General features: G+C 29.8%; 23 protein-coding genes and 3 pseudogenes. 6 read left to right on the plus strand and 20 right to left on the minus strand.

The annotated features are described in order from the left end of the window. From AJN70_RS01580 to pseI, 14 genes and pseudogenes are all read right to left on the minus strand, one after another. A pseudogene (locus AJN70_RS01580) lies at positions 1-527 on the minus strand (motility associated factor glycosyltransferase family protein); the annotation flags it as partial. Continuing rightward, complete coding sequence (gene ptmA / locus AJN70_RS01585; protein ID WP_070295403.1) at positions 527-1,297, minus strand: flagellin modification protein PtmA; 771 nt, start codon at positions 1,295-1,297, stop codon at positions 527-529. The gene ptmA and the pseudogene AJN70_RS01580, both read right to left, overlap by 1 nt. Further along, complete coding sequence (gene legF / locus AJN70_RS01590; RefSeq protein WP_038401591.1) at positions 1,297-2,004, minus strand: CMP-N,N'-diacetyllegionaminic acid synthase; 708 nt, start codon at positions 2,002-2,004, stop codon at positions 1,297-1,299. The genes ptmA and legF overlap by 1 nt, the downstream gene beginning before the upstream one ends. Next, positions 1,997-2,902 (minus strand): L-glutamine-D-fructose-6-phosphate isomerase subunit, encoded by a 906-nt coding sequence (ptmF, locus tag AJN70_RS01595; RefSeq protein ID WP_038401590.1) that lies wholly within the window; start codon positions 2,900-2,902, stop codon positions 1,997-1,999. The genes legF and ptmF overlap by 8 nt, the downstream gene beginning before the upstream one ends. Beyond that, complete coding sequence (locus tag AJN70_RS01600) at positions 2,899-3,924, minus strand: nucleotidyltransferase family protein (protein WP_038401588.1); 1,026 nt, start codon at positions 3,922-3,924, stop codon at positions 2,899-2,901. Before AJN70_RS01600 ends, ptmF begins: the two co-directional genes overlap by 4 nt. 8 nt (positions 3,925-3,932) lie before the next feature. Then, entirely contained in the window at positions 3,933-5,087 is a 1,155-nt protein-coding gene (legG, locus tag AJN70_RS01605; protein WP_002879340.1) for a GDP-N,N'-diacetylbacillosamine 2-epimerase (hydrolyzing), read from the minus strand. Then, positions 5,080-6,084 (minus strand): N,N'-diacetyllegionaminate synthase, encoded by a 1,005-nt coding sequence (legI, locus tag AJN70_RS01610; RefSeq protein WP_070295404.1) that lies wholly within the window; start codon positions 6,082-6,084, stop codon positions 5,080-5,082. The genes legG and legI overlap by 8 nt, the downstream gene beginning before the upstream one ends. Before the next feature lie 39 nt (positions 6,085-6,123). After that, a pseudogene (locus tag AJN70_RS09315) lies at positions 6,124-6,797 on the minus strand (class I SAM-dependent methyltransferase). A 17-nt stretch (positions 6,798-6,814) separates the two neighbouring features. Next, on the minus strand, positions 6,815-7,936 hold the full coding sequence (locus AJN70_RS01625) for an N-acetyl sugar amidotransferase (protein ID WP_070295406.1): 1,122 nt from the start codon (positions 7,934-7,936) through the stop codon (positions 6,815-6,817). A 65-nt stretch (positions 7,937-8,001) separates the two neighbouring features. After that, entirely contained in the window at positions 8,002-8,763 is a 762-nt protein-coding gene (locus tag AJN70_RS09320; protein WP_083262306.1) for a 3-hydroxyacyl-CoA dehydrogenase NAD-binding domain-containing protein, read from the minus strand. Then, positions 8,760-9,381 (minus strand): annotated as a pseudogene (locus AJN70_RS09795) (acetyltransferase). The gene AJN70_RS09320 and the pseudogene AJN70_RS09795 overlap by 4 nt, the downstream one beginning before the upstream one ends. Positions 9,382-9,502: 121 nt before the next feature. After that, a complete protein-coding gene (legC, locus tag AJN70_RS01650; RefSeq protein WP_070295408.1) occupies positions 9,503-10,657 on the minus strand; it encodes an aminotransferase LegC in 1,155 nt (384 codons plus the stop codon). Then, the gene (gene legB / locus AJN70_RS01655; protein ID WP_070295409.1) at positions 10,650-11,621 is read right to left on the minus strand and encodes a 4,6-dehydratase LegB; all 972 of its coding nucleotides are present in this window, start codon (positions 11,619-11,621) and stop codon (positions 10,650-10,652) included. The genes legC and legB overlap by 8 nt, the downstream gene beginning before the upstream one ends. After that, positions 11,618-12,649: a pseudaminic acid synthase gene (gene pseI, locus AJN70_RS01660; protein WP_070295410.1), complete on the minus strand. Its 1,032-nt coding sequence runs from the start codon at positions 12,647-12,649 to the stop codon at positions 11,618-11,620. Before pseI ends, legB begins: the two co-directional genes overlap by 4 nt. Positions 12,650-12,902: 253 nt before the next feature. Between pseI and pseA the strand changes: the two genes are divergently transcribed. The 3 genes from pseA to AJN70_RS01675 are packed head-to-tail and all read left to right on the plus strand — an operon-like array spanning position 12,903 to position 15,388. Beyond that, a complete protein-coding gene (pseA, locus tag AJN70_RS01665; protein WP_070295412.1) occupies positions 12,903-14,039 on the plus strand; it encodes a pseudaminic acid biosynthesis protein PseA in 1,137 nt (378 codons plus the stop codon). Further along, positions 14,036-14,641 carry an imidazole glycerol phosphate synthase subunit HisH gene (gene hisH / locus AJN70_RS01670; RefSeq protein ID WP_083262307.1) on the plus strand — a complete coding sequence of 202 codons (606 nt, stop codon included), beginning with the start codon at positions 14,036-14,038 and terminating at the stop codon, positions 14,639-14,641. Before pseA ends, hisH begins: the two co-directional genes overlap by 4 nt. Continuing rightward, complete coding sequence (locus tag AJN70_RS01675; RefSeq protein WP_070295417.1) at positions 14,642-15,388, plus strand: HisA/HisF-related TIM barrel protein; 747 nt, start codon at positions 14,642-14,644, stop codon at positions 15,386-15,388. Here the strand turns inward: AJN70_RS01675 and pseH are convergent. The 3 genes from pseH to pseF are packed head-to-tail and all read right to left on the minus strand — an operon-like array spanning position 15,353 to position 17,329. Then, positions 15,353-15,826 (minus strand): UDP-4-amino-4,6-dideoxy-N-acetyl-beta-L-altrosamine N-acetyltransferase, encoded by a 474-nt coding sequence (gene pseH, locus AJN70_RS01680; RefSeq protein ID WP_070295419.1) that lies wholly within the window; start codon positions 15,824-15,826, stop codon positions 15,353-15,355. The genes AJN70_RS01675 and pseH overlap by 36 nt on opposite strands. Then, a complete protein-coding gene (gene pseG / locus AJN70_RS01685) occupies positions 15,823-16,647 on the minus strand; it encodes a UDP-2,4-diacetamido-2,4,6-trideoxy-beta-L-altropyranose hydrolase (protein ID WP_070295421.1) in 825 nt (274 codons plus the stop codon). The genes pseH and pseG overlap by 4 nt, the downstream gene beginning before the upstream one ends. Next, positions 16,631-17,329 carry a pseudaminic acid cytidylyltransferase gene (gene pseF / locus AJN70_RS01690; RefSeq protein WP_070295422.1) on the minus strand — a complete coding sequence of 233 codons (699 nt, stop codon included), beginning with the start codon at positions 17,327-17,329 and terminating at the stop codon, positions 16,631-16,633. Before pseF ends, pseG begins: the two co-directional genes overlap by 17 nt. A 91-nt stretch (positions 17,330-17,420) precedes the next feature. On the opposite strand from pseF, the gene AJN70_RS01695 reads away from it, so the two are divergent. Further along, complete coding sequence (locus AJN70_RS01695) at positions 17,421-18,632, plus strand: DUF2920 family protein (RefSeq protein ID WP_070295423.1); 1,212 nt, start codon at positions 17,421-17,423, stop codon at positions 18,630-18,632. Here the strand turns inward: AJN70_RS01695 and AJN70_RS01700 are convergent. Further along, complete coding sequence (locus tag AJN70_RS01700; protein WP_070295424.1) at positions 18,613-19,665, minus strand: hypothetical protein; 1,053 nt, start codon at positions 19,663-19,665, stop codon at positions 18,613-18,615. The genes AJN70_RS01695 and AJN70_RS01700 overlap by 20 nt on opposite strands. Before the next feature lie 61 nt (positions 19,666-19,726). Between AJN70_RS01700 and AJN70_RS01705 the strand changes: the two genes are divergently transcribed. Further along, positions 19,727-20,797: an acyl carrier protein gene (locus AJN70_RS01705; protein ID WP_070295425.1), complete on the plus strand. Its 1,071-nt coding sequence runs from the start codon at positions 19,727-19,729 to the stop codon at positions 20,795-20,797. On the opposite strand, the gene AJN70_RS01710 is transcribed toward AJN70_RS01705, so the two are convergent. Beyond that, complete coding sequence (locus tag AJN70_RS01710) at positions 20,794-21,021, minus strand: acyl carrier protein (RefSeq protein WP_002777686.1); 228 nt, start codon at positions 21,019-21,021, stop codon at positions 20,794-20,796. The genes AJN70_RS01705 and AJN70_RS01710 overlap by 4 nt on opposite strands. A 39-nt stretch (positions 21,022-21,060) precedes the next feature. Then, positions 21,061-22,569 carry an amino acid adenylation domain-containing protein gene (locus AJN70_RS01715; protein WP_070295426.1) on the minus strand — a complete coding sequence of 503 codons (1,509 nt, stop codon included), beginning with the start codon at positions 22,567-22,569 and terminating at the stop codon, positions 21,061-21,063. Positions 22,570-22,629: 60 nt separating this feature from the next. Here AJN70_RS01715 and AJN70_RS01720 point away from each other — a divergent pair. Then, positions 22,630-22,868, plus strand: a 239-nt coding sequence (locus tag AJN70_RS01720) for a DUF2920 family protein (RefSeq protein ID WP_148128150.1), incomplete at its 3' end; no start/stop codon positions are given.

The following is a 22,868-nucleotide window of genomic DNA, read 5'->3' on the forward strand; positions in this document are numbered from 1 at the left end:
TCATGAAATCTTTCATAATAATGACTCATCAGTTCTAAAAAATAAATTCTAGAAAATTGAAAGAAAGGTTTGCTAGAGCAAAAATTAGAAAACAATTCTATATCCAAAGAACTTGTTTCTAAAATCATCAATCTTGCATTTTGCAATTCATTTGAAAAATCTAAGATATGAAACATTATCCAAATGATTTCTATATCTTTTTCAAAAACAACAATATGTTGATGATTTTTATTTTGCAATAAAGCTTTAAATAAAATTCCATTTCCAAAACCATAAAAATATAATACAGGATAAAGTAGATATTTATCATTATAAGTGTTTAGCATAGAGTTGAATTCATCAATAACATTTTCATAAAGAAAAGTATTATCACTTGTATCTTTTAAATTGATATCTAGATTATCTTTACCTAAGATAAGTTCAAATTTACTTGATTTAATTTCTTTTAAACTTTCTTTTAAAAGAATATTACCTAAAGCCTCAATGTTTTTGTTAAAGAGTTCTTTTTGAGTAGGGGTGAAGGTCATCATAAGCCCCATCCATCATCTACTACTAAGGTTTGCCCTGTGATAAATCTACTCTCATCACTAAGCAAAAATACCAAGGTTCCGCACACATCATCAGCATCTAACATACCCTTGCTTGCACAACATTTTCTATAAGCTTTTAAAAAAAGTTCATTTTGATTATCCAAAATTCCTCCACTTGCTAGGGTATTAACGCGTATGTTTTGATTAAAAAGCTCTTTAGCTAGCCAAGAGCTCATGTGATTAATCCCTGCTTTTATCACACTGTATTCTAAAGAGCTTTGCATGGAAGTGCCTTCATAGTTTTCAAATTTTGGCGCATAAACTCCCATGATGGAGCTAAGATTGATGATATTACCATAGCCTTGTTGTTTAAAAAATTTCACAAATTCTTGAGCGGCTAGCATAAAGCCTGCTAAATGTAAATTTAAACTTTCGCAAATTTGTTCGTATTTGAGTTCATAATAAGGCGTTTTACCCCAATCTTTGCCAAAAGGATAGCTTGAGTTAACAAAAGCATCGATTTTGCCGTATCTTTCTTGACTTTTTTGAAGGGCGGTTTGTAAGCTTTCTTGTTTAGTGATATCAAGTTCTAAGCTTAAAAGTTTTGTTTTAAAATTTGTTTCTAAATTTTCTTGCAATTTATTTAAGTGTTCTTTGTTGATATCTGCGAGTATAGGGATACCTTTGCTAAGAAGTATTTTTTGACAAAGCGCTTTACCTATACGCCCACAAGCTCCTGCTACAAAGATGATTTTATTTTCAAGCATTAAAAATCCTTTGGCGATAAATTTTTTAAAGAGATTAAAAACTCTACGATTTTAAAATCAAGTTCACTATCTACATCAAAAGCTGTGCTTTCATCCATTACAAAAAGCCCTGTGTTTTTGCCAAAAACACTATCATTTTCTAAAAGATAATCCCTTTTAAAGATATAAATACTAGCGTTCATATCATAGCATTTTGGGGCACTTTGGCGAGTGGTAAAATTTCCTTCTTTGGATTTTACTACCTTGTTATTTTGTATTTCTACGAGGTTAAAATAAGGATTGCGTCTAGCAGGAACTGCGGTGATGAGATTGGAATTATCATTTTCAACAAAACTTTCATAAGCTTTTTTTATATCAAGGCTTGAGCGAAGCGGGGCTGAAGCATCTAAGTCTATGAGAGTTTCAAAACACGTTTTAAAATGCTCTTCACTTCTTAGCAAGGCATCACGCATGACAGGAAGTTTTGCAGCCCGATCATTGGCAAGATGAGCTTCTCTTTTGAAAAAAACTTCAGCACCATATTTTTGGGCTACACTTGCGATTTCATCACTATCAGTACTTATGACTATGTGTTTAAAAAGCTTTGAATTTTGAGCTTGTATGATGCTATAAGCTATCATTTCAAGTTCGTTAATCTTTTTAATATTTTTGTTTTTAACACCCTTGCTTCCACCTCTAGCACAAATGGTACATAAAATTTCAGCCATTTTTTTTCCTTGCTTCATCACAAAGTTCAAGTACTTTTAAAGCTTGCTTAAGATCGCAAAGTTCTTTGTCTTTTTCAAAGACTGCTTGATGTAAATTTTGAAGGGTTTTTATCGTATCGTTTTCAAAATTTAAGACTTTTTGACTTTGATCTTTGTGATAAATTTCGATTTTATTGTTTATTAAATCGGCTTTAAAGCTTTTTTCTAAAGTATGGATGGTCATTTCTCTTTTGTTGAATTTAGAAAAATAGTCTAATTCTATATGAATTTTAGCTTTTTGTGAATTTTTTAAAACCAAAAAGGCAAAATCATCGCTTGTTATGTCAAGCTCTGAAATTTTAGCATTTTGGGAGTATATAAGCTCTAAGTTTCCAAAAAGAAAAAAGGCTAGATCGATTTCATGAGAAAGATCGAGTAAAACCCCACCACCTAGCTCTTTTTTAGCGCTGTAATTTTGCCTGTAGTCTAAAGCCCTCCAATGGGGTAAATAAGAATTACAAACCAAACTAGCAAAATAAATTTTTTCACCTTTTAAAAGTTTTTTTAAAGCTACAATCACAGGATGAAAACGCAGTAAATACGCTACATAAATGTGATTTTTTAAGCTTGTAAAATTTTGCACCTTTTCAAATAAAGGTTTTTCTACGAGTATGATTTTATCTTTTACAAGCTCATTTAAAGCTTTTAAGGTGTTAAAATGCTCTGTGGTGATATTTGCGATGATAAAAAGATCAAATTCATTTAAATGACATTCTTTTAAGGAACGATAGATTTGAGTTTTTTCAAACTCTTCTTTTTTAGCACTTAAAGAAAGTAAACTTACTTCATACTTTAAATTTTTTAAGGCTAAAAAATGCTTTTTTCCTATGCTTCCAAAGCCTATGATTAAGACTTTCATTTAAAATCCTCATTGGCTTTTAAAAACTCATCTGGCCTTCCAATGTCGATCCAATAATCATTGATGATATAGGTATTTACCTTACCTTTTTGTAGAGCGAGTTTGATGAGTTCTGGCATATCTAGGTATTCATTTTTAGCAATTAAATTTAAAATTTCATTTTCAAGTACATAAATCCCCGCACTTACTAGGAATTTTTGGGTAGGTTTTTCTTCTATATTTTCTATAAAACCTTGTTTTTGAGTGATCACTCCATAAGGAATTTGTTGCTCAAACTCACGCACACAAACGCTCATTAAAGCTTTTGATTTTTTATGCGCTTTTAAAAGATCATTAAAATCAAGCTCGGTTAAAATGTCTGCATTCATAACGATAAAACTTTCTTTAAATTCTTGTTTTATAAGGCTTAAAGCCCCTGCTGTACCTAGTTTTTTACGCTCTTTAATATAAGAAATTTTAACCCCAAATTTTTGCCCTTTTTGAAAATAATCTTCTATGATTTGTTTTTTATAATTCACACAAAAGATAAAATTTTCAAAATTTTGATTTTTAAGTCTTTGGATTATGCTTTCTAAAATGGGTTTTTTGCCTACTTTTAACATAGGTTTTGGAGTATCTTTAGTCAGCTCTTTTAAGCGAGATCCTAAGCCTCCAGCCATGATGACAATGGAGTTTGGATTGGTTTTTAAAAGCGATGAGACAGATTTTATGGAAAGAATTTGCCCTTTTTCATCTAAAACAGGAAAATCATAAATATCGGTTTTAGCAGAAATTTTTAAAAGCTGTTCTTTGCTTGTGTTTTCTTTTATGGTGATGGGATTTTTAGTGTAAATATCTTTGATACTATCTTTTAAAGTTTTGCCACTAATTAAAGCTTTTCTGATGTTTGAATCGCTAATGACTCCTAAAAATTTATCCTTTTTATCCACTATAATGCCTAGTCTAACGCGTTCTTGCCCGACTATTTTTAAAGCTTCTTTTATGCTAGAATCAGGGGTAAGTTTGAGTTTGTTTATATCCACACTAAGCCTTATAAATCGATGAAATTTTTATGTAAAATTGTATCTAAATTTACATTTTTTAGGCAAGTTTTTATGAATTTATTGGGATTTTTATCATTATCATAAGGGTTTTTAAAATTTTTTAAATTTTGTTTAAATTCTTTGCTTTCTAATTTTTCAAAAGCTTGATCAAGATCGTTGATTTCGCAATCAATGATATTTTGAGTTCTTAAACGCCCTTTTTGTCTATCGCCTATATTAATGCAAGGAGTTTTAAAAAAAGGACTTTCACTAATACCACTTGAAGAATTGCCTATCATGGCTTTGGCTATTTTCATAAGACTTAGGTATTTTTGTGAGCCAAGATTATCAAAAAGTTTAGCCTTGTGTGAGTTTTTTTGGCAATAATCTTGTAAAATTTCATTGATTAAAAGTCCATTTTCATCGGCATTTGCTTTGGTAAAAATCAAACTTGCATTTTTAAGGGTGTCAAGTTTTTTAAGTAAGGTTTTAATCTCTTTTTGAGTATTTTTTACATTTAAGGTTAAAGGATGATAAGTGATTAAGTAAAGTTCTTTATCTAGTTTCATTTCTAAGGCTTTTTCTAAATCTTTTTTGTTTAAAAAATTCATATTTTTTATGATAGTAGAAGCTAAAGAACCTATATTAAAAACCCTTTTTTCTTCTTCTCCAAGTTGCAAAAGCCTTTTTTTATAAATTTCATGACTTACAAAATGTAAATGTGACATTTTTGAAATGCTGTGTCTTATACTATCATCAATAGCCCCTAAAGTAAGCTCCCCGCCACATAAATGCACTAAAGGTATGTGCATCAATAGACATACACTTGCTACGCTAAGCATTTCATAACGATCGCCTAAAATCACCACCATATCAGGCTTTAAGTCTTCAAAAGCATCGCTAAAAGCACTAAAAGCTAAACTCATACTTTTACAAAGGCTTATTTTATCATCGTTTGCAAGCAGGATAGGGATTTTTTTAGTTATTTTAAATTCTTTTTCTATTTCTTTATAAGTCAGTCCAAACTCAGGGCTTAAATGTGCTCCTGTAGCGATGATTTGAAGGCTTAGATCTTTATCGTTTTGAATTTCATGACATAAATTTCTTAAAAGATACCATTCAGCCCTTGTTGCACTGACTATACAAATTTTTCTTTTACTCACGGATAAGCTCATCTTCTTTGTAGTTTTTAGTAGCAATCTTACCCAAAAACTCTTCATATCTCATAGCACTTATACCATTTGCGGGGCGTTTGGTAGTAAGATTTCCTTCGCTAAAAATTTCTCCTTTTTTGATGTCTTTTTTGGCCACTAAACTTTTTCTTACTATGTTGATATTTTTTTGTTCGCTTTTATTTGCTTTTTTTATGCCATCACCCATTGCCTTTTGTATTTGTCTTATTTGGGTACAAAGCATTTTTAGTTCTTGAGGTTCTAGGCTTGCTTTATGATCAGGCCCTGACATATTTTTGTCTAGAGTAAAATGCTTTTCTATCACACAAGCTCCCAAGGCAACCGCAGCTAGGGAAATGTGTATACCCCTTGTGTGATCAGAATAACCCACATCAAGCTTAAAAGCGTCTTTTAAGCTTTGCATGGCTTTAAGATTGACTTCATTAAAAGGGGCAGGGTATTCTGTAGTGCAGTGTAAAAGAGTGATATTTTGGCGTTTAGCGCCATTTTTGCAAAGCACATTTAAAGCTTCTTCTATCTCGCCTAAATTTGCCATGCCTGTTGAAAGTATAATTTTTTTATTAAGCTTTGCAATTTTTTTAAGATAGGGTAGATTGGTGATTTCTCCGCTTGGAATTTTAAAGATTTTTAAGCCTAACTCATTTAAAAGATCTACACTTTCAAGATCAAAAGGAGTAGAAAGAAAGGCGATATTGCATTTTTTTGCGTGTAAGATAAGCTCTTTATGAGCTTTAAGATCGAGTTCGAGTTTTTGCACCATTTGAAGCTGACTTTCATCATTAGCCGTGGTTTTAAGCTGATAGGGTGCTTTTTTAGCCTTTGTGCTGATACAGTTTTTGGCTTTAAAACTTTGAAATTTAACAAAATCAGCTCCTGAATCTGCTGCGATTTCTATTAACTTTTTAGCTAAATTTAAATCGCCATTGTGATTGACTCCTGCTTCTGCGATGATTAAAGTTTTTTTCATAGTTTTGCCTTTATTTTGCCTTAAAATAAAGGCAAAATTTTATTTTTTAATACCTATATAAATATAATGGTGTGCCGATCCTTCAAAATTATAAAAATTAATAGGATCATAATCTCCTAGAAATAAAGTTTCAAAAGGTTGAAAAAGATTTTCTAGATCTTCGGCTTTATCGATGAAATGTATAAAGCTTGTTTCATTTAATCTTCCATTAATTTCAACTTTACTCAAGCCATTTTTTTCTTCTTTTTGACTGTGGGAAAAATAATAATTTTTCTTGCTCATCATTGTAGCAAAAAGTATTCCACCTGTGTTCAAAAGTTCGTAAAATTCTAAAATATTTTGTTTAAGTTCTTTTAGAGGTATGTAGTAAAGACTTTGATTTGCAAAGATAATATCCATATTTTCATCAAAAAGTCCTTTGATGCTAGAATTTGGTTCTATAATTTTACAATACCCCCCCCGCTAATATTTTGCTTCCAAATTTCTTTTAAACTTGGAACTATATCTATTCCGAAGGTTTTAAACCCTTTGCTTTGAAAATACGCTGAATGTACACCATTGCCACAACCAAAATCAAGTAAATTTCCATTTATTTTATTTAGTTTGTATTTTAAAATTCTCTCATAAAAACGTACTACATGACCATCTGGAAAAAGTAATCCGTATCCATTTTCATTATATTTCATTGTATAAGTTTCTAATGAGTTTTGCATTTTTTTCCTTTATATTTTTATTGTAATTTGTTTTTTAATTTAAATTCTCCAAAATCATTTTTATAAAATAAATCCATATTGTAATGTTTTTCTACTATTTTCCAAAATGTAGTTTTACTAATACCTATGAAATTGCAAAAATCTTCAACGCATTTATTGTCAAGCTTATGATCTCTTTTTTGTACAAGTTCAATAGCTTCTTTTCTATTTAAAAGTCCATATCGCACGAAACGAGCTGCGTAATCACTCGCACAAGCATGACCAAATTTAGGGTATTTCATCCAAGCGTGTAGGATATAGCCTATACTATCAACTTGATCAAAATTTTCTGCACACATTGTTCTATACCATTCGCCTTCTAGATCAGTAAAACCACGACTTTTAGCAAAAATATAATTGCTATAAGAATTCCATTTTATAAAATAACTTAGATAAATAGGATTAAGTTTGTTGATATCATTTGCATTGGGATTAAAAAAGAGTTGTAGATTTTCTTCTTTGATTTCATCATCTATAAATTCATTTATATTTAAATCACTAGCTACACCATTTAAAAATATTTCTTTAGCGCTAGGAGTTTCTTCGGTATCACTACCTCCATATTCATAACTAACATTTTCTCCATAAACCAATAAAGGTGTATTAAATTTTAAAGCCATAGCAAAAGGATAGCTGTAAATCAACCTATCAATAAACCAAGTAGGTTTTCCATATTTTTCAAAGGTTTTTAGCATAACTTTTTTTTGAGTTTTGATGTCAGGTTTTAAGCTAATAATATGACAACCAAAAGTTTCACTTAAATTTTTAAGATTTTTCTTACCTGCTTCAGTCATAGTGAAATTATCTTCAACACTAAAAAGAATAGGATTCATTCCAAGTTTTTCTTTCATAATATGCACTTGAAAATGCGAATCTTTACCTCCACTCACAGCAATAGCGCAATCATATTCAAATTTTCCATTTATTCTGCGGTATTTATCGCATAAGGCTTCAAGCTCTTTAAATCTTGCTTTATAATCAATATTTTCTTTATTTTTATGATTGATACAAGCTGAACAGATATTTTTACCTTCTTTATCTTTTGTAAAATTAATACCAGGTCTAGTATTTGGCATCACGCAGTGATCACAATAAATCATTTCCACCCCTTCAATTTAATAAAAAGATTAGATTATATAAAATATTAAATTAATATTTACTTATTTTATAAAATATCACTTATTTTTGTTTTATTTTTTCTACCTAAAATTCCTTTTTTTAAGGCCTTTTTAAAGATTTTTGGATGGTAAAAATTTTCATCTTCTTCTTTTAAATTCTTACAAATTTTATCACAAAGTTCTATGCCTATAGTGTCGATAATATTTAACAAATTTCTTTTTTCATAAAGCAAATCATAAACTGTTTGACATTCTTTGAAATTGTAATTGTATTTTTCTATAATTTTAAAAAACGATGAAATTTCATTGAACAAAAGTAAATTTGCTAAAGCTCCTCGATTGCCTTTACTGCGAATGATATGAAATCCTAATTTTTTAAGATCTTTCAATGGGGTAAATCGTTCCAAATTAGAACCACAAAGTTCTATTAATTTGATATAAACAGGATTGAAAAAATGTATAAAATCACAGCTTAAATCATCCATACCCAAAGAACTTGAATTTGAAAAAACTATATTATTATTGTCTCTAAGAATTTGTATGATTTCTTTTTTTAAATTTAAATCTTCATTTAAGCTTTCTATAGTCAAGCTATTTTTAAGATCTTCTATATGTTGGTAAATGTTTATTTTTCCGGCGTTAAAATTAGAAAAATCTATTTTTCTTTGTAGAAGTTTTATTTGTTTTTCAAATTCGTATATATTGGGCTTGCTTTTATTATAAACACCTATTTCATAACCCAATAAATAAAATAAAGCACTTATTTGTCTACCCATTAAACCAAAGCCTATGATATTAATTTCTTTCATTGTTTTTTCCTTGTTTTAATTATATTTTTATGAAAAATAAGTTGATTGGATGTGTAGTTTTTGCTAATAATACTACCTGCGCTTACTATGCAGTTATCTTCTAAGTTTACGCAAGGCAACAGGCTAACTCTAGTAGCTAAAAAACAATTTTTTCCTATGCTTGAATTTCCATTGAGTGTAGCATAAGGGCTTAAAATACTTCCTTCTCCTACCTTGCAATCATGAGCTATGCTTGAATAAATATTACAAAGCACAAAATCTCCTATATTTGAATTAGCATTAATGGTTACAAAAGGACACACTATAACCCCTTGTCCTATTTTAGCTTCTTTTGAAACAAAAGATTGAGGATGTATAAAAGTGATAAAATTACATGATTTTTTTGAAAGTTTTAAAAGGATTTTTTTTTCTTAAATTGATTTGTCCTACACCTAAGGCAAAAGATGCTTTTTGAATCAATTTTTTATCGAAATTATCTTCATTACCTAGATATTTTAAGTCAAAAAAATTATTTTCTTGTATATCGATATAGCCTATAATTTCGTAATTTGCATCTTTTAAATAAGAATAAAGCTCTCTAGCAAAGCCACCCGCTCCTATAATGATGACATTTTTCACGCACTTCTCCTAAAAGAAGAAGTTAAATTTTTAAATCCCCCCCCCCTTTTTTTTTCCACTACTCTCATATTTTTTTCTTATTAAAATTTTTTTAATGCTTTGAATTAAATTTTGCAATGCATCATTCCTTTTTATTTGCTATTCTAACGCTACTAGGTAAATTAACCAAGCGTTTTTCTAATTTTTTAGTGTTTATAAGCTCATCGCTTTGACAGTTTTGAAAAGCTTTTAAACTTGGTAAGCTTTTCCATACAGGACGGACGAAAATATTATTTTTCAAGCATTCTTCTAAAAAGATATTTCTTAAATTTTCATCTTTAAAAAGCAAGGTATTGAGCCAAAAATTGCTTTTTTCATCGCTTTTTTCATCGATAAATTTGCATTTATCATGATTTTTAAAAAAATCTTTGTAAATTTTAGCAAGTTCTCTTTTATTTTCTAAAAAAAGTTCCAAATTTTCAAGTCCTGCAAGTAGGATCGCTGCGTTTATATTGCAAAGGCGGTAATTATAAGCTATCCTATCATGATCATATTCGTAAGGATGGGGGATTTTAGCTGTGGTGCTAAGGTGTCTTGCAAGCTTGGCTAAATTTTCATCATCGCTTAATATCGCTCCACCGCATCCGCCTGTGATAATTTTATTGCCATTAAAACTTAAAATTCCGCACTTTCCAAAAGTGCCTAAGGCCTTGTTTTCATAGGTGCTTCCTAAGGCTTCTGCAGCATCTTCGATTAAAAGGATATGGTATTTTTCACAAAGCTCTTTGATGGCTTTTATATAAGCACTTAAACCAAAGGTATGCATGATAACACAAGCTTTGATGGATTTGTGTGTGGTTTTGTTATAGCTAAAACCATTTTTTTGATAAGTTTGATTTTTTAAAAAATGCTCTAAAGCCTTAGGACTTAAACTTAGAGTGTTTTCATCTATATCTAAAAAAACGGGCTTTGCACCTGTATAAGCGATAGCATTGGCCGTGGCGACAAAGCTTATGCTTTGAGTGATGACTTCGCAGTTTTCATCGATGCCATTAGCTAGTAAAGCGATATGAAGGGCTGCTGTACCTGTATTTGTAGCGATGACAAAGCGTGCTTTGGTTTTTTCTTTTAAAGCTTCTTCAAAACGCGTTACAAATTCTCCTACGCTTGAGACAAAACCACTATCAATGCACTCTAAAAGATATTTTTTTTCATTGCCTATAAAACAAGGTTCGTGTAAGGCGATATTTTCTTTATTAAAAAGACTTTTTATAAAAGAAATTTCTTTTTCAAACATTATAAAGCTCACTTTTATAATTTTCTAAATTTTCTTTAAAATACTCTATGCTTTGTCTTAAACCTTCTTCTAAGCTTATTTTGCTTTGCCAATTTGTAGCTTTTTTAAGCTTGCTTGCATCGCAACAAAGTCTAAAAACTTCACTATTTTTAGGACGGAGTCTTTGTTCATCTTGGATGATTTCTACCTTAGAATCTAAAATTTTTTGTATGAGATCAAGTACTTCTTGCATGGAGTATTCTACTCCTGAGCCTATATTATAAACTTCTCCAAAATGTTTTAAATTTAAAAGAGAGATAAAACCCTCGCAAGTATCTAGCACAAAATTTAAATCTCTTTTAGGGCTTAAATCTCCTAGTTTGATTTCCTTTACTCCGCTTAAAATTTGTGTGATGATGGTAGGTATAATGGCTCTTGCGCTTTGTCTTGGCCCATAGGTGTTAAAAGGGCGTGCAATATTGACATTTAAATTAAAAGAATTATAATAACTCAGCGCCATCATATCTGCAGCGATTTTGCTTGCAGAATAAGGGCTTTGAGGTTGCAAAGGGTGTTTTTCATTGATAGGCACATAAAAGGCCGTACCATAAACTTCGCTTGTTGAGGTGTGGATAAAATGCGAAATTTCGTTTTTTTTAGCTGCTTCGAGCATATTTAAAGTGCCATTGACATTGGTATCCACATAACTTTGTGGGGCTGCGTAGGAGTAGGGGATGGCGATTAAGGCGCCAAGATGAAAGATCGCATCTATATTTTTGGTGATTTTTTCGCAAAAAAAACTATCTCTTAAATCCCCACTTATAACTTCCATGTCTTTTAAAAAAAGACTTTTTTCTAAATGTCCCCAAAAATTAAAAGAATTATACTGACTTAAAGCTCTGACTTTAAAACCTTTTTTGACTAAACTTTCGCAAAGATGAGAACCTATAAAACCATCAGCACCTGTAACTAAAATATTTTTCATTTAAAATCTCCTTGTTTTAAAGCATCGCCAAATTCTATATCTTTGCTAGCTTTTTTTCCTAAAAGTTCTTGATAAAATTTAGGATGTAGTCCAAAAGAAGGACGCACGGATTTTACATTTTCTTCGCTGAAAATTTCACCTTTTTTGATATTCTTACTTGCATATAAACTTCTTGCAAAAACACGGTTTTTAAGCGCCTTTTCATCTAAATCTAACTTACCATCGCCTAAAGCACTTTCGGCCTGTCTAACCGCATTTACCATAGCTTTAAATTCATCAAAATCAAGACTAAATTTACTGTCTTCACTTTCTATGCTTTTATCTAACATAAAATGCTTTTCTATCACTCTAGCTCCAAGTGCTACTGCCATAACAGGGGCTAAAAATCCAAAGCTGTGATCACTTAATCCTACTTCAACATTAAATTTTTCTTTTAAACTTACTATGCCTTTTAAATTCATATCTTCTATGGCAGCAGGATAAGCTGAAGTGCATTTTAAAAAGATGAGATCAGAATTTTTTTCTTCTTTAAAAATTTCACAGATTCTAAAAAGCTCTTCTTCTGTAGCAATGCCCGTTGAAACGATAGTAGGTTTTTTTTCTTTGGCGATTAAACGTACGAAATTTTCATCATTGGCTTCAAAAGAAGCGATTTTATAGGCTATAGGATCAAAGCGTTTTAGAAATTCTAAATCTTCTTTGGCAAAAGGACTTGAAAAACAAAGTATGCCTTCATTTTGTGCGGTTTCAAAGATTTGAGAATGCCATTCATAAGGGGTTTTTGCACTTTGATAAAGCTCGTAAAGTTTTCTTTTGTCCCAAAGTCCTCCTTTGATGATAAAATCTTCTTTATCGCTATTTAGTGTGAGGCTATCTGGAGTGTAAGTTTGGATTTTTATCGCATCAGCACCTGCTTTTTTGGCAGCTTTTATACTTTGAAGTGCTATTTCAAGACTTCCTGTGTGATTGGCACTAAGTTCTGCTATGATAAAAACTTTTTTATCTGTGTTAAAATTTCCTATTTGCATGTATTTCTTTCTTTGGTAAATTTCCTACTAAAAATGATATATAATTATATTATATATTTCTTCAATTTATATATTTATATTATATAAATATTACGACTTTGTTATGATTTTGCTTGGTTTTATTTAAAAAATGCCATAGGGATTTAAATCATAGAATTCATTCATTTTTTAATTTTTATATAATATAAATATATAAAATTATAAAATAAAATTTAATTATAACGATATATTTAAGACTAATTAAAGGAAATTTATGAAATTTTGCAAAAAATGTGTGATGCCAGATACTAAACCTGATTTACATTTTGATGAAGATGGAGTTTGTGATGCTTGTCATTCTCAAGAAGCTAAAAATCAAAATATTAATTGGCAAGAAAGAGAAAAAGAATTTTTTGAGCTTATAAAAAAATACAAAAAACATCCTGTTTATGATTGTGTTATCGGAGTAAGTGGCGGAAAAGATTCTACTTTTCAAGTAGTTAAAATGCTTGAACTTGGACTTAATCCTTTGTGTGTGTGTTTTGAGCCTAGTGTACCTACGAAAATAGGGCGCAAAAATTTAGACAATTTAAATCATCTTGGCGTGGATTTGATCCATATCAAGCGTGATCCAAAAGTTTATCAAAAACTTGCTCGTGAAGCTTTTATGAGAACAGGGGATAATGAGTGGCAAAACCATTTGGGAATTTTTACTTCTGTTCCACGTATAGCGGTAAATTTTGGAGTGCCTTTGATCATCTGGGGAGAAAGTCCGCAGATAGAGTATGGCGGTCCTGCGAGTAGTAAAAATAAGAATATTTTAGGTAGAGAGTGGCTTGAAGAATTTGGTGGACTTTTAGGAAATCGTGCTTCTGATATGCTTGGGGTAAATGGTATCACTGAAAAAGATTTATTTTTATATACTTATCCAAGCGATGAAGAACTTCAAAGAGTAGGGGTTACGGGGCTATTTTTAGGGTATTATTTTAAATGGGACTATAAAAAAATTCTTGAAATTTCTAAAAAATATGGTTTTTTAACTCTAGATCATCCTGTTGAGACTACTTATGAAAATTTTGAAAATTTAGATTGTTATTCTAATCATGTGCATGATTATTTAAAATACTGTAAATATGGCTTTGGTAGAGCAACAGATAATGCTTGTTTGGATATTCGTTTAGGTTATATCAGCCGTGAAGAAGGGGTGCGTTTGGTGCAAAAATACGATGGCAAACCCCCTAAAAAGGCTATTAAAAAATACCTTGAATTCAGTGGTTTTAGCGAGGAAGAATTTCAAAAAATAGTAGATTCTTTTACCAATAAAAAAATCTTTAAACGTGATGAAAATGGCAAATTTATAAGAGATTATGATGGTTCTTTGGTAAGAAAAGACGAGTGTGTTTTAAAATGATAGCACTCATTGATTACAAGGCAGGAAATTTAAACTCAGTTGCTAAGGCTTTTGAAAAAATAGGAGCTACAAATTTCATAGCTAAAAATCCAAAAGATTTGCAAAAAGCAGATAAGTTGCTTTTACCTGGAGTGGGATCTTTTAAAGAAGCGATGAAAAATTTAAAAGAACTTGGTTTTATAGAAGCTTTAAAAGAGCAAGTTTTGGTGCAAAAAAAACCTATTTTAGGCATTTGTTTGGGAATGCAGCTTTTTTTAGAAAAGGGCTATGAAGGTGGAGTTTGCGATGGGCTTGGTTTTATAGAAGGTGAAGTTGTAAAATTTGAAGAGGATTTAAATTTAAAAATCCCACACATGGGTTGGAATGAGCTTGAAATTTTAAAACAAGAACCTTTGTATCAAGGCATAGAAGATAAGAGTGATTTTTATTTTGTGCATTCTTTTTATGCGAAATGCAAAGATGAATTTGTAAGTGCTAAAGCACAATATGGGCATAAATTTGTCGCATCTTTGCAAAAAGATCATATTTTTGCGACGCAGTTTCATCCTGAAAAAAGTCAAAATTTGGGCTTAAAACTTTTAGAAAATTTTATAAGGCTTTAAATGTTAAAAACTAGAATTATCCCTTGTGTTTTATTAAAAAATTCTCAACTTGTTAAAAGTATAGAATTTAAAGATTTTCGTACCATCGGGCATTTAACTTCAACAATGAGAATTTATAATGCACGCAATGTTGATGAGCTTATTATCTTAGATATAGAAGCTTCAAAAAGTGGAGAAATAGATTTTGAAAGTATAGAAGATCTTGCTAAAGAATGTTTTATGCCCTTAACTATAGGTGGCGGGATAAAAACTCTTGAAGATATACAAAAGATTTTAAACTTAGGTGCGGATAAAATTTCTATCAATTCTAAAGCCTTAGAAGATGTGGATTTTATAAGTAAAGCGGCTAATCGTTTTGGTTCTCAATGTATAGTTTGCTCTATAGATGTTAAAAGAAAAGGGGATCAATTTTGTGTTTATGATAGGGGAAATTTACTTGAAAAAAGTCCTTTAGAACTTGCTTTAGAATACGAAAAAAAAGGAGCTGGAGAGCTTCTTTTAACCTCTGTGGATTTTGAAGGAAAAGCAAAGGGTTATGATTTAGAACTTTTAAAGATCTTTCAAAATAAACTTAAAATTCCTCTTATCATCAATGGAGGACTTAGCAATCCAAGTGATGGAGTTAAAGCTTTAAATTTGGGTGCAGATGCTTTAGCGGGGGCTTATATTTTTCATTTTTCTAAGTACACCCCTAAAGATGTAAAAGAAGAATTAGCTAAGCAAGGTTTTGCAGTGAGATTGCTTTAGGCAAACATAGTAAAAATCTTTATCTTCATCATAAATAGTAAAATGATTTTGTTGATATAATTTTAAAGCTTTGTGATTATTTTTAAAAACATAAGCTTTAAGAGTATCTACTTTTAAAATTTCAAAAGCGTATTTTAGAATTTCATTCATTAAAATTTGTCCTACGCCTTTTAAATCAGGTTTTGCATAAAGTCCAAATTCGCAAGATTTAGTTGTGATATTGACAAAATCAATCACACCGATCATCTGTTCATCTTGAAAAACTAAAAAATATTTTTTGCTAGAATCTTGATGTAAATTTTTTAAAAATCTTAAATGTTCTTCAAAATCAATATATTTTGTTTTCATAAATTGACTGATGTCTGGGTGATTGCGCCATTTAAAAATCAGCTTTATTTCTTGAGAATTAAGTTCTGTGAAATTTTTAAGTTTTATCAATACTTATACTCCACTTCATAGCCTTTTTTAGCAAGCCAAGTTGCTGTAGGTTCTTGATTTTTAACATAACAAATAGCTTTAAAATTTGCTTTTAAAAGTAAGGCTTCATTGACCAAAGAACTTGCACTGATGATGAGTTTATTGCTTTCATTCATCAATTTTGCAATATTTTCATGATCGATAAATAATCTAATATTATTATGCAATTTTGCAAATTTTTGCAATTTTTTAAGATTGGGATTAGAAGAGCTGGTTGCAATGCTTATGATTTTTGTTTTAGGTAATTCGCTAGCGATTTGCAAGGAAAGATTTTTGATATCAGTTCCACCCATGCAAATGAAAAAATCATATTTTTTTTCTCTATTTTCTTTGGTTTCTTGATAAAATTCTTCTCTGATTAAAGCATAAGAAAAACCACATCTTACTTCGCATTTAAAAGGCACTAAACCTTCATAATCACTTGCTTTTGAGTAAGCATTGACATTGAGTAAAATATCACAATGATGAGGCTTTATCTCATCATCAAAGCTTAAGATTTTTACCCCTGTTTCAAGCTTGATCAGTTTTTCATCATCTACGCTGATGCCATAGTGATCAATGATTAGAAGTTCAAATTTTTCTTTTTTGATGAGATTGATAAGTTCATAAATACTTTCACTGCTAAGCTCATAAACAGGATAAGGAATTTTATCGATCAAAGAGCCTTCTAAAGGCAAACAAGCAAAACTTACATCATCGTATTGTTTAGCTAAGACTAGATCGCGTTTAATGTGTCCAAAGCCTATTTGACTTGAGCTATCGCTTCTAAAAAGTACTTTCATGATTTGCCTTATAAAGTATTTTTGCAAATTCTAAATCTTGCATGGTGTCTATATCGCAAACTAAATTTCTTGGTAATACAAATACACTAGAATGAGGTTTAAACATAAAATCTTCTTCAAGCCAAGCTTTACTTGTGCCAAAATAAAAAGCCCCCGCATCATGATAAGCTTTTGTTAAGTCTTGTGAGCGGCTTTTATGATGTTTTTCATCAAACATATAAACTTGATTGTTTTTATTTAAATAAAAAGCCCTTTGTATAGGATACTCAAACTCAGTGGCGGCAAATAAAAACTTGCTTTCATTTTCTAAAAATTTCTCAAAAGCTTTTTTTAAAATTTCACTGCTAATTAATGGAGCAGTAGCATAAAGACAACAGACATGATCATAAATTTGATTTTGGCTTTGTAAAATTTCTATGGCATTTTGTACTACAGCAGTGCTTGAAGCATAATCATCGCTTAAATTTTTATCACGCACAAATGGAGCTTTTGCACCGTATTTTAAGGCTACTTCTATGATCTCTTCATCATCGCTTGAAAGCACTATTTCATCAAAAATACCCGAATTTAAAGCATTTTCTATGCTATAAGCGATTAAAGGTTTACCTAGAAAATCAATGATATTTTTTCTAGGAATTCTTTTTGATCCACCACGAGCAGGGATGATGCAAAGATTTTTCATAGTTAAGCCTTGTTTTTTGTGTTTTATTTTACTAAAATTTAAGTATAATTGTCTTTAAAATACAATAAAATGATACAAATAGGGTGGAATAATGCTTGTAAACCAAACCTTTGAAATTGATTCTTGTGATGATGTAGAATTAAATATAAAAAGAACTAGCAAGCTTGAATACCGTATAAGTTATGATGATGAAAAAGATATCAAAGCTATAGTTTTTATAGTGGGTGGTTTTGGAGCTAATGCAAATATTTCTTTTTTAGATTTTGATAGAGAGTATATTGCTAAAAATTTTAATGTTGTAGCGGTGCATGTTTTTTATCATTGTTTTTGTGCAAGACAAAGTATCGATCAAAAGTACAATCCAAAGCTTATTCCTAATCAAGATGATTTAGAGCGTATCAACGGTATTTTAAAAAATATTAATTTAGGACATTTATCGGTTAATGAAGATAATTTTGAACAAATTATTCCTTTTATAGAGCAAAGAGCTGGAGAGATTAAACAAGCAGGTTTGGTTGATGAAAGTCAAAAGATAGAACTTTTTTGCGATTTTGTTCCACCTAATGGAGACTATCAAAACTATGGCATTATGGCAGCTATTGATCATATCAATACTTTAAAAGATCTAGTTAAACGCTTTCCAAAATTTGCAGATTTGCCAAAAATTTATGGGGGGGGGTCATATGGAGGATACCTATCTTTACTCATAGCAAAAATAGCTCCTTGGTATGTGGATGGTGTGATTGATAATTCAGGGCCCGCCTTGCCTCCTTTGAAATTTATATTGGGAAGGGAATTTGGTTTTCCTGAATTTGTTTTTAGTTCTAAAGATTTAGATTTGTACTGTTTTTTAAAAAAACATTGGACACGCAAAGAAAATGCGTTATATTTTTTCAATGATGTAAATTATATGATAAGAGCGTTGTTAAATTTAAAGCATCTGCAAATTTTATCTGAAGTTTCAAAAAATATTATTTTTATAACTTATCATAGTGCTAAAGATGTTGGAGCGCCAGCTAAGGATAAGATCATGCTTTATGAGATTTTTAATACTTTAGGTTTTGATGCTACTTTAAATTTGATAAAAGATGAAAGTGAGGTTGATGGAAGATTTATAAAAGACTTAAATCATGGCATGAGGATTACTGATAGGGCTTTGTTTAGAAAAGAACTTCCTTCAATGCTTGAAAAATTGCAAAAAAGAAAATCTTTTATGCAAGAAAATTTCATCTCTTATCCTTGCGGTGATAAAATTTTTACTTTTAAAGATAAGGAGAATCAATTTATATTGGAAAATTTTTAATTTTTATAAAAGTTTGTAGGTTATTAAAATCTATATCTAAGGCCATTATATTAAAGATAATTCCAGATCCAAAGCTTGATAAAACATATTTTTCAATACCCCCCCCCATTTTTACATGTGTTTTTTCTTGGTTTTGTTTATAAAGACAAAGTTCTATAGGTAGATTACTAACTTTGCAATCTGCATAGATTTTAAATGTTTGATGAAAGCATGGGAAATTTTCCATATGTAAATTTTCTAAATTTTTTTTGAAGAAAAAATCATTAGGTGTATGAAAAAAGAAATTTGATATTTTTGTTTTATCAATGTCAAAATAATCAAAAAAATTATTAAAAAATTCAGGATAGTTTTCTGATATAAAGTTAAAAAATAAGGTGTTGTTAATGTACAAATACTCATTAAAATTTGTATTGTAAGCATTAAGAGGCAATGTTTCTTCTAAAGCATATTGACTGTATATTTCCTGAGAAAAATAAGTTTTTTGTGTTGTATTTTGAGATTTTTCGATTAAAATTGCACATGCACAGTCACTATGTGTAAGATAGGAGATTTTGTCATTTTTTATATCTGTTTTTTTGCTTTTTACGAGACTTGTAAGAATGATTATTTTATGGATATCGGGATTATCTAGCATTAAAAAAGCTTGCATGAGCGTTTGTAAAAAACCTGAGCAAAATGTTGTTGTATCTATACATACAGTTTTTTTGCTTAAATTTAAATTTTTATGCACAATACTTGATGTTTGGGGCGCAAAAAAATCAGGTGTATGTGTAGCAAGAAAAATCACATCTAATTCTTCTTTTGAACATATATTATTTTCAAACAATGTGTTTAAAGCTTCTGTGGCTAAATCACTTGCAAATGTATTTTCATTAGCTATATAATGAGATGAAAAATTAGAAGTTTTTTTAAGAAGTTCAAATTTATTCTTTGTTAAATTGCATAATTGTAGTTCTTCATCTACAGAAAGAGTATTTTTTGGAAGTATTACGCTAATGGCTTTAATATTATGAGAATTTAATGCAAGTTTCAATTTGAAATCCTTTGATATTTATTTGTTATAATAACATAAATATTTGTTTTAAGGCAAAATAATGACAGCATATTTACATATAGGAAATCCAAAAACAGGAAGTACCGAGATCCAAAATTTTTTTGTTCAAAATGAAATTTTAATTTTAAATCAAGCTTATATTTATCCAAAAAGTCTTAGAGTGGCAAATAGACATTGGGCTTTGGTGGATATGGTTTTAGAATTGGTTCAAAAAGAAGATATTTTAAAAAAAGAGAGTGTTTTAAGTCATATTGCAAATGAAAGACTTCTTAGAGCTATAGAAAATTTTAAAAGTGAAAGTGCTTTACATAAAGATAAAAAATTTATTTTTTCATGTGAGGGTATAGTTTGGGATTTTTCTACTAAAAAACATGTAGAAATTTTAGAAAAGATTATGAGAGAGTTGGGTTTTACCCAAATTTATATTATTGTGTATTTTAGAGATACTTTGGGTTATTTAAACTCACATTGTTCTCAAGATCATAAAAACAATATGGGGTATTATTCTGCTGATTTTGCTCCGCAAGATCATCCTAGAAGATATGTTTTTGACTATGAGTGGATTTGTAAAACTCATGCTGAGGTATTTGGAGAAGAAAATTTGATAGCAAGACTTCTAAGAGAGGATTATGTAGGAGGGACTTTGCTTAAAGATTTTGTTTATCATTTAGGACTTGAATGGGATGAGAGTTTTGTTTTAAAACAAACCAAAAATGAAAGTTTTAATCTTTTAGGAATGGAGCTTATGTCAAGATTAAACCAAAAAGATTTAAAGCAGGATAATCTTAATTCTTTGCTTTTTATGGCAAGAAGAAAATTTGAAGGCAGTAAAGAAAAAAGATTAAAATTTGCAGTACAAAAAGATATTGCTAAAGCTTATGTGGATTATTTTGCTTCTTCGCTTGAATGGGTAAAAAACAAATATTTCCCGCATAAAAATTCTCTTTTTACTCCTGTGAATTGGGAAGAATATGAACAAAATTATACTTTAACAAATACACTCACTAAAGATTGGGATGATGTGGTAGATTTTATAGCACAAATTATTGTTTCTAAAAATGAAATCATCAGTTCTTTAAAAGAACAGCTTGAACTTGCAAGGAAAGATTAGTCTTTCATTGCAGTTTCAAGCATTTTTTTGATATTTTCAAAGCTTTCAAAATTTTCAGGTGTGATAAATTCTGCTTTTAAGGGTTTTTTATAAAATTTTTCTATTTCAGCAACCAAAGCCATGATATCGATACTATCGATAAAATCTTCACTTACTAGATTTTCCATACTTTCATTGATATCTGTTCTTTCTATATTGATAAAAAATTGTTTGATTTCTTGCATATTTTCTCCTTTGGTTTTTTGAAATTATAAAATATTTATTTAAACAAGTTCTTTTAAAGCTTTCCTATCAATTTTACCATTTTGATTGAGTTTAAATTTGTCAATTTTAATAAAATTTTTTGGGATCATATAAGAAGGTAATTTATCTTTTAAAAAAGCTTTAAAATTAATCTCTTTTTCGCTTTCATAAAAACAAATAATATCTTCTTTAAAAATACAAGCACTATTTTTTACACTTGCATGAGAATTTATCATGCTTTCTATTTCTCCAAGTTCTATCCTATGCCCCATATATTTGATCTGATTATCTACTCTTCCATAGCATAAAAGTTCGCCAAATTCATTATAAGAAACGATATCTCCTGTTTTATAGAGTAAATCTAAATAATTATGATGCAAAGGATTTTGTATAAAAGCTTGTTTGGTTTTTTCTTTGTCATTATAATACCCTAAAGACAAAGAAGTTCCATGCACGTAAAGCTCTCCTTTAACACCTATTTCTTTAGGACTTATAAAATTCATATTTTCATCAAAAACTAAAAGTTCTGTGTTTTTACACGCTTTACCTATAGGTAGAAGTTCTTCATCTTTAAAAGTGCGATTGATGATATAAAAAGAACATACATCAGTGATTTCTGTTGGACCATAAAGGTTAGCAAATAAAGCATTGGGTAAGTGTTTACGCCAAATATTTAGCTGTTTATTAGGCATGATTTCGCCACAAAAAAGTATCTTTTTTAAGGCGTTTAAACTAAAATTATTCAAAGCTTTGGTATTTGCAAAATAAATCAGAACCGAAGGTACCCAAAATATAGTGCTTACTTTTTCTTTTTCAAGGCATTCTAAAATTTTATTTGGAAAGGCAAAAAGATGATTAGGTAAAAGATGTAAAGTTGCTCCTGATTTTACACTTGAAAAAATATCTAAAACACTATTGTCGAAATAAAATGGTGCTTGATTGGCTAAAATTTCATTCTCATCAAATTTAAAAGTCTCACATACCCAAAAAGTATAATCAATCACACTCTTATGTGCTATGCTGACTCCTTTAGGAATACCTGTACTTCCACTTGTAAAAAGCACATAGAGTAAATTAGTATCTATGTGTTTTTCTTTTGCAGTTTTTATTAAACTTTCATCTATATTAAAACTTTCAAAGTCTTGTGTATAAAGCGTAGGCAAATCTAAGTTAAATTCTAAATCTTTTGAAGTGATAAAAAGTTTAGGTTTTAAAACCTCTACAACTTTTTCTACTCTTTCTTTAGGGCTTTTTTCATCTAAAAGAGTATAAAAATTTCCACTTAATGCCACTCCAAAAAATGAAATCAAACAATCAATCCCTTTAGGCAAGATGATTAAAATAGGAGCTTGAGTAGGATTATCATTTCCTAAAGTTTTTAAAATTTCACTGGCTAGTTTTTTAGAAAAAAGATCAAAGTCTTTATAAGTGATTTCTTTTCTTTCCTTGGCAAAAGGTTCTACAAAAGCGGTTTTTTCGCTAAATTTGATTAAGCTTTTTTCTAAAAAATCGTAGATATGGGTTGTCATGATTTGCCTTTTTAGTTTTTTGTAATATAATATCGATAAATTAATAAAAAAGGCCTTTATATGCTCATAAACCAAACCTTTGAAATCGATTCTTGTGATGATGTAGAACTAGGCATTAAAAGAACCAGTAAGCTTGAATATCGCATCAGTTATGATGATGAAAAAGATCTCAAAGCTATAGTTTTTGTCATAGGAGGTTATGGAGCTAATGCAAATATATATTTTTTAGATTCTTATAGAAATTATATTGCTAAAAATTTTGATGTAGTGACAATAAATGTTTTTTATCATTGTTTTTG

Origin of the sequence: Campylobacter sp. BCW_4341 (genome assembly GCF_001764255.1) — a bacterium.
Classification (GTDB): domain Bacteria; phylum Campylobacterota; class Campylobacteria; order Campylobacterales; family Campylobacteraceae; genus Campylobacter_D; species Campylobacter_D jejuni.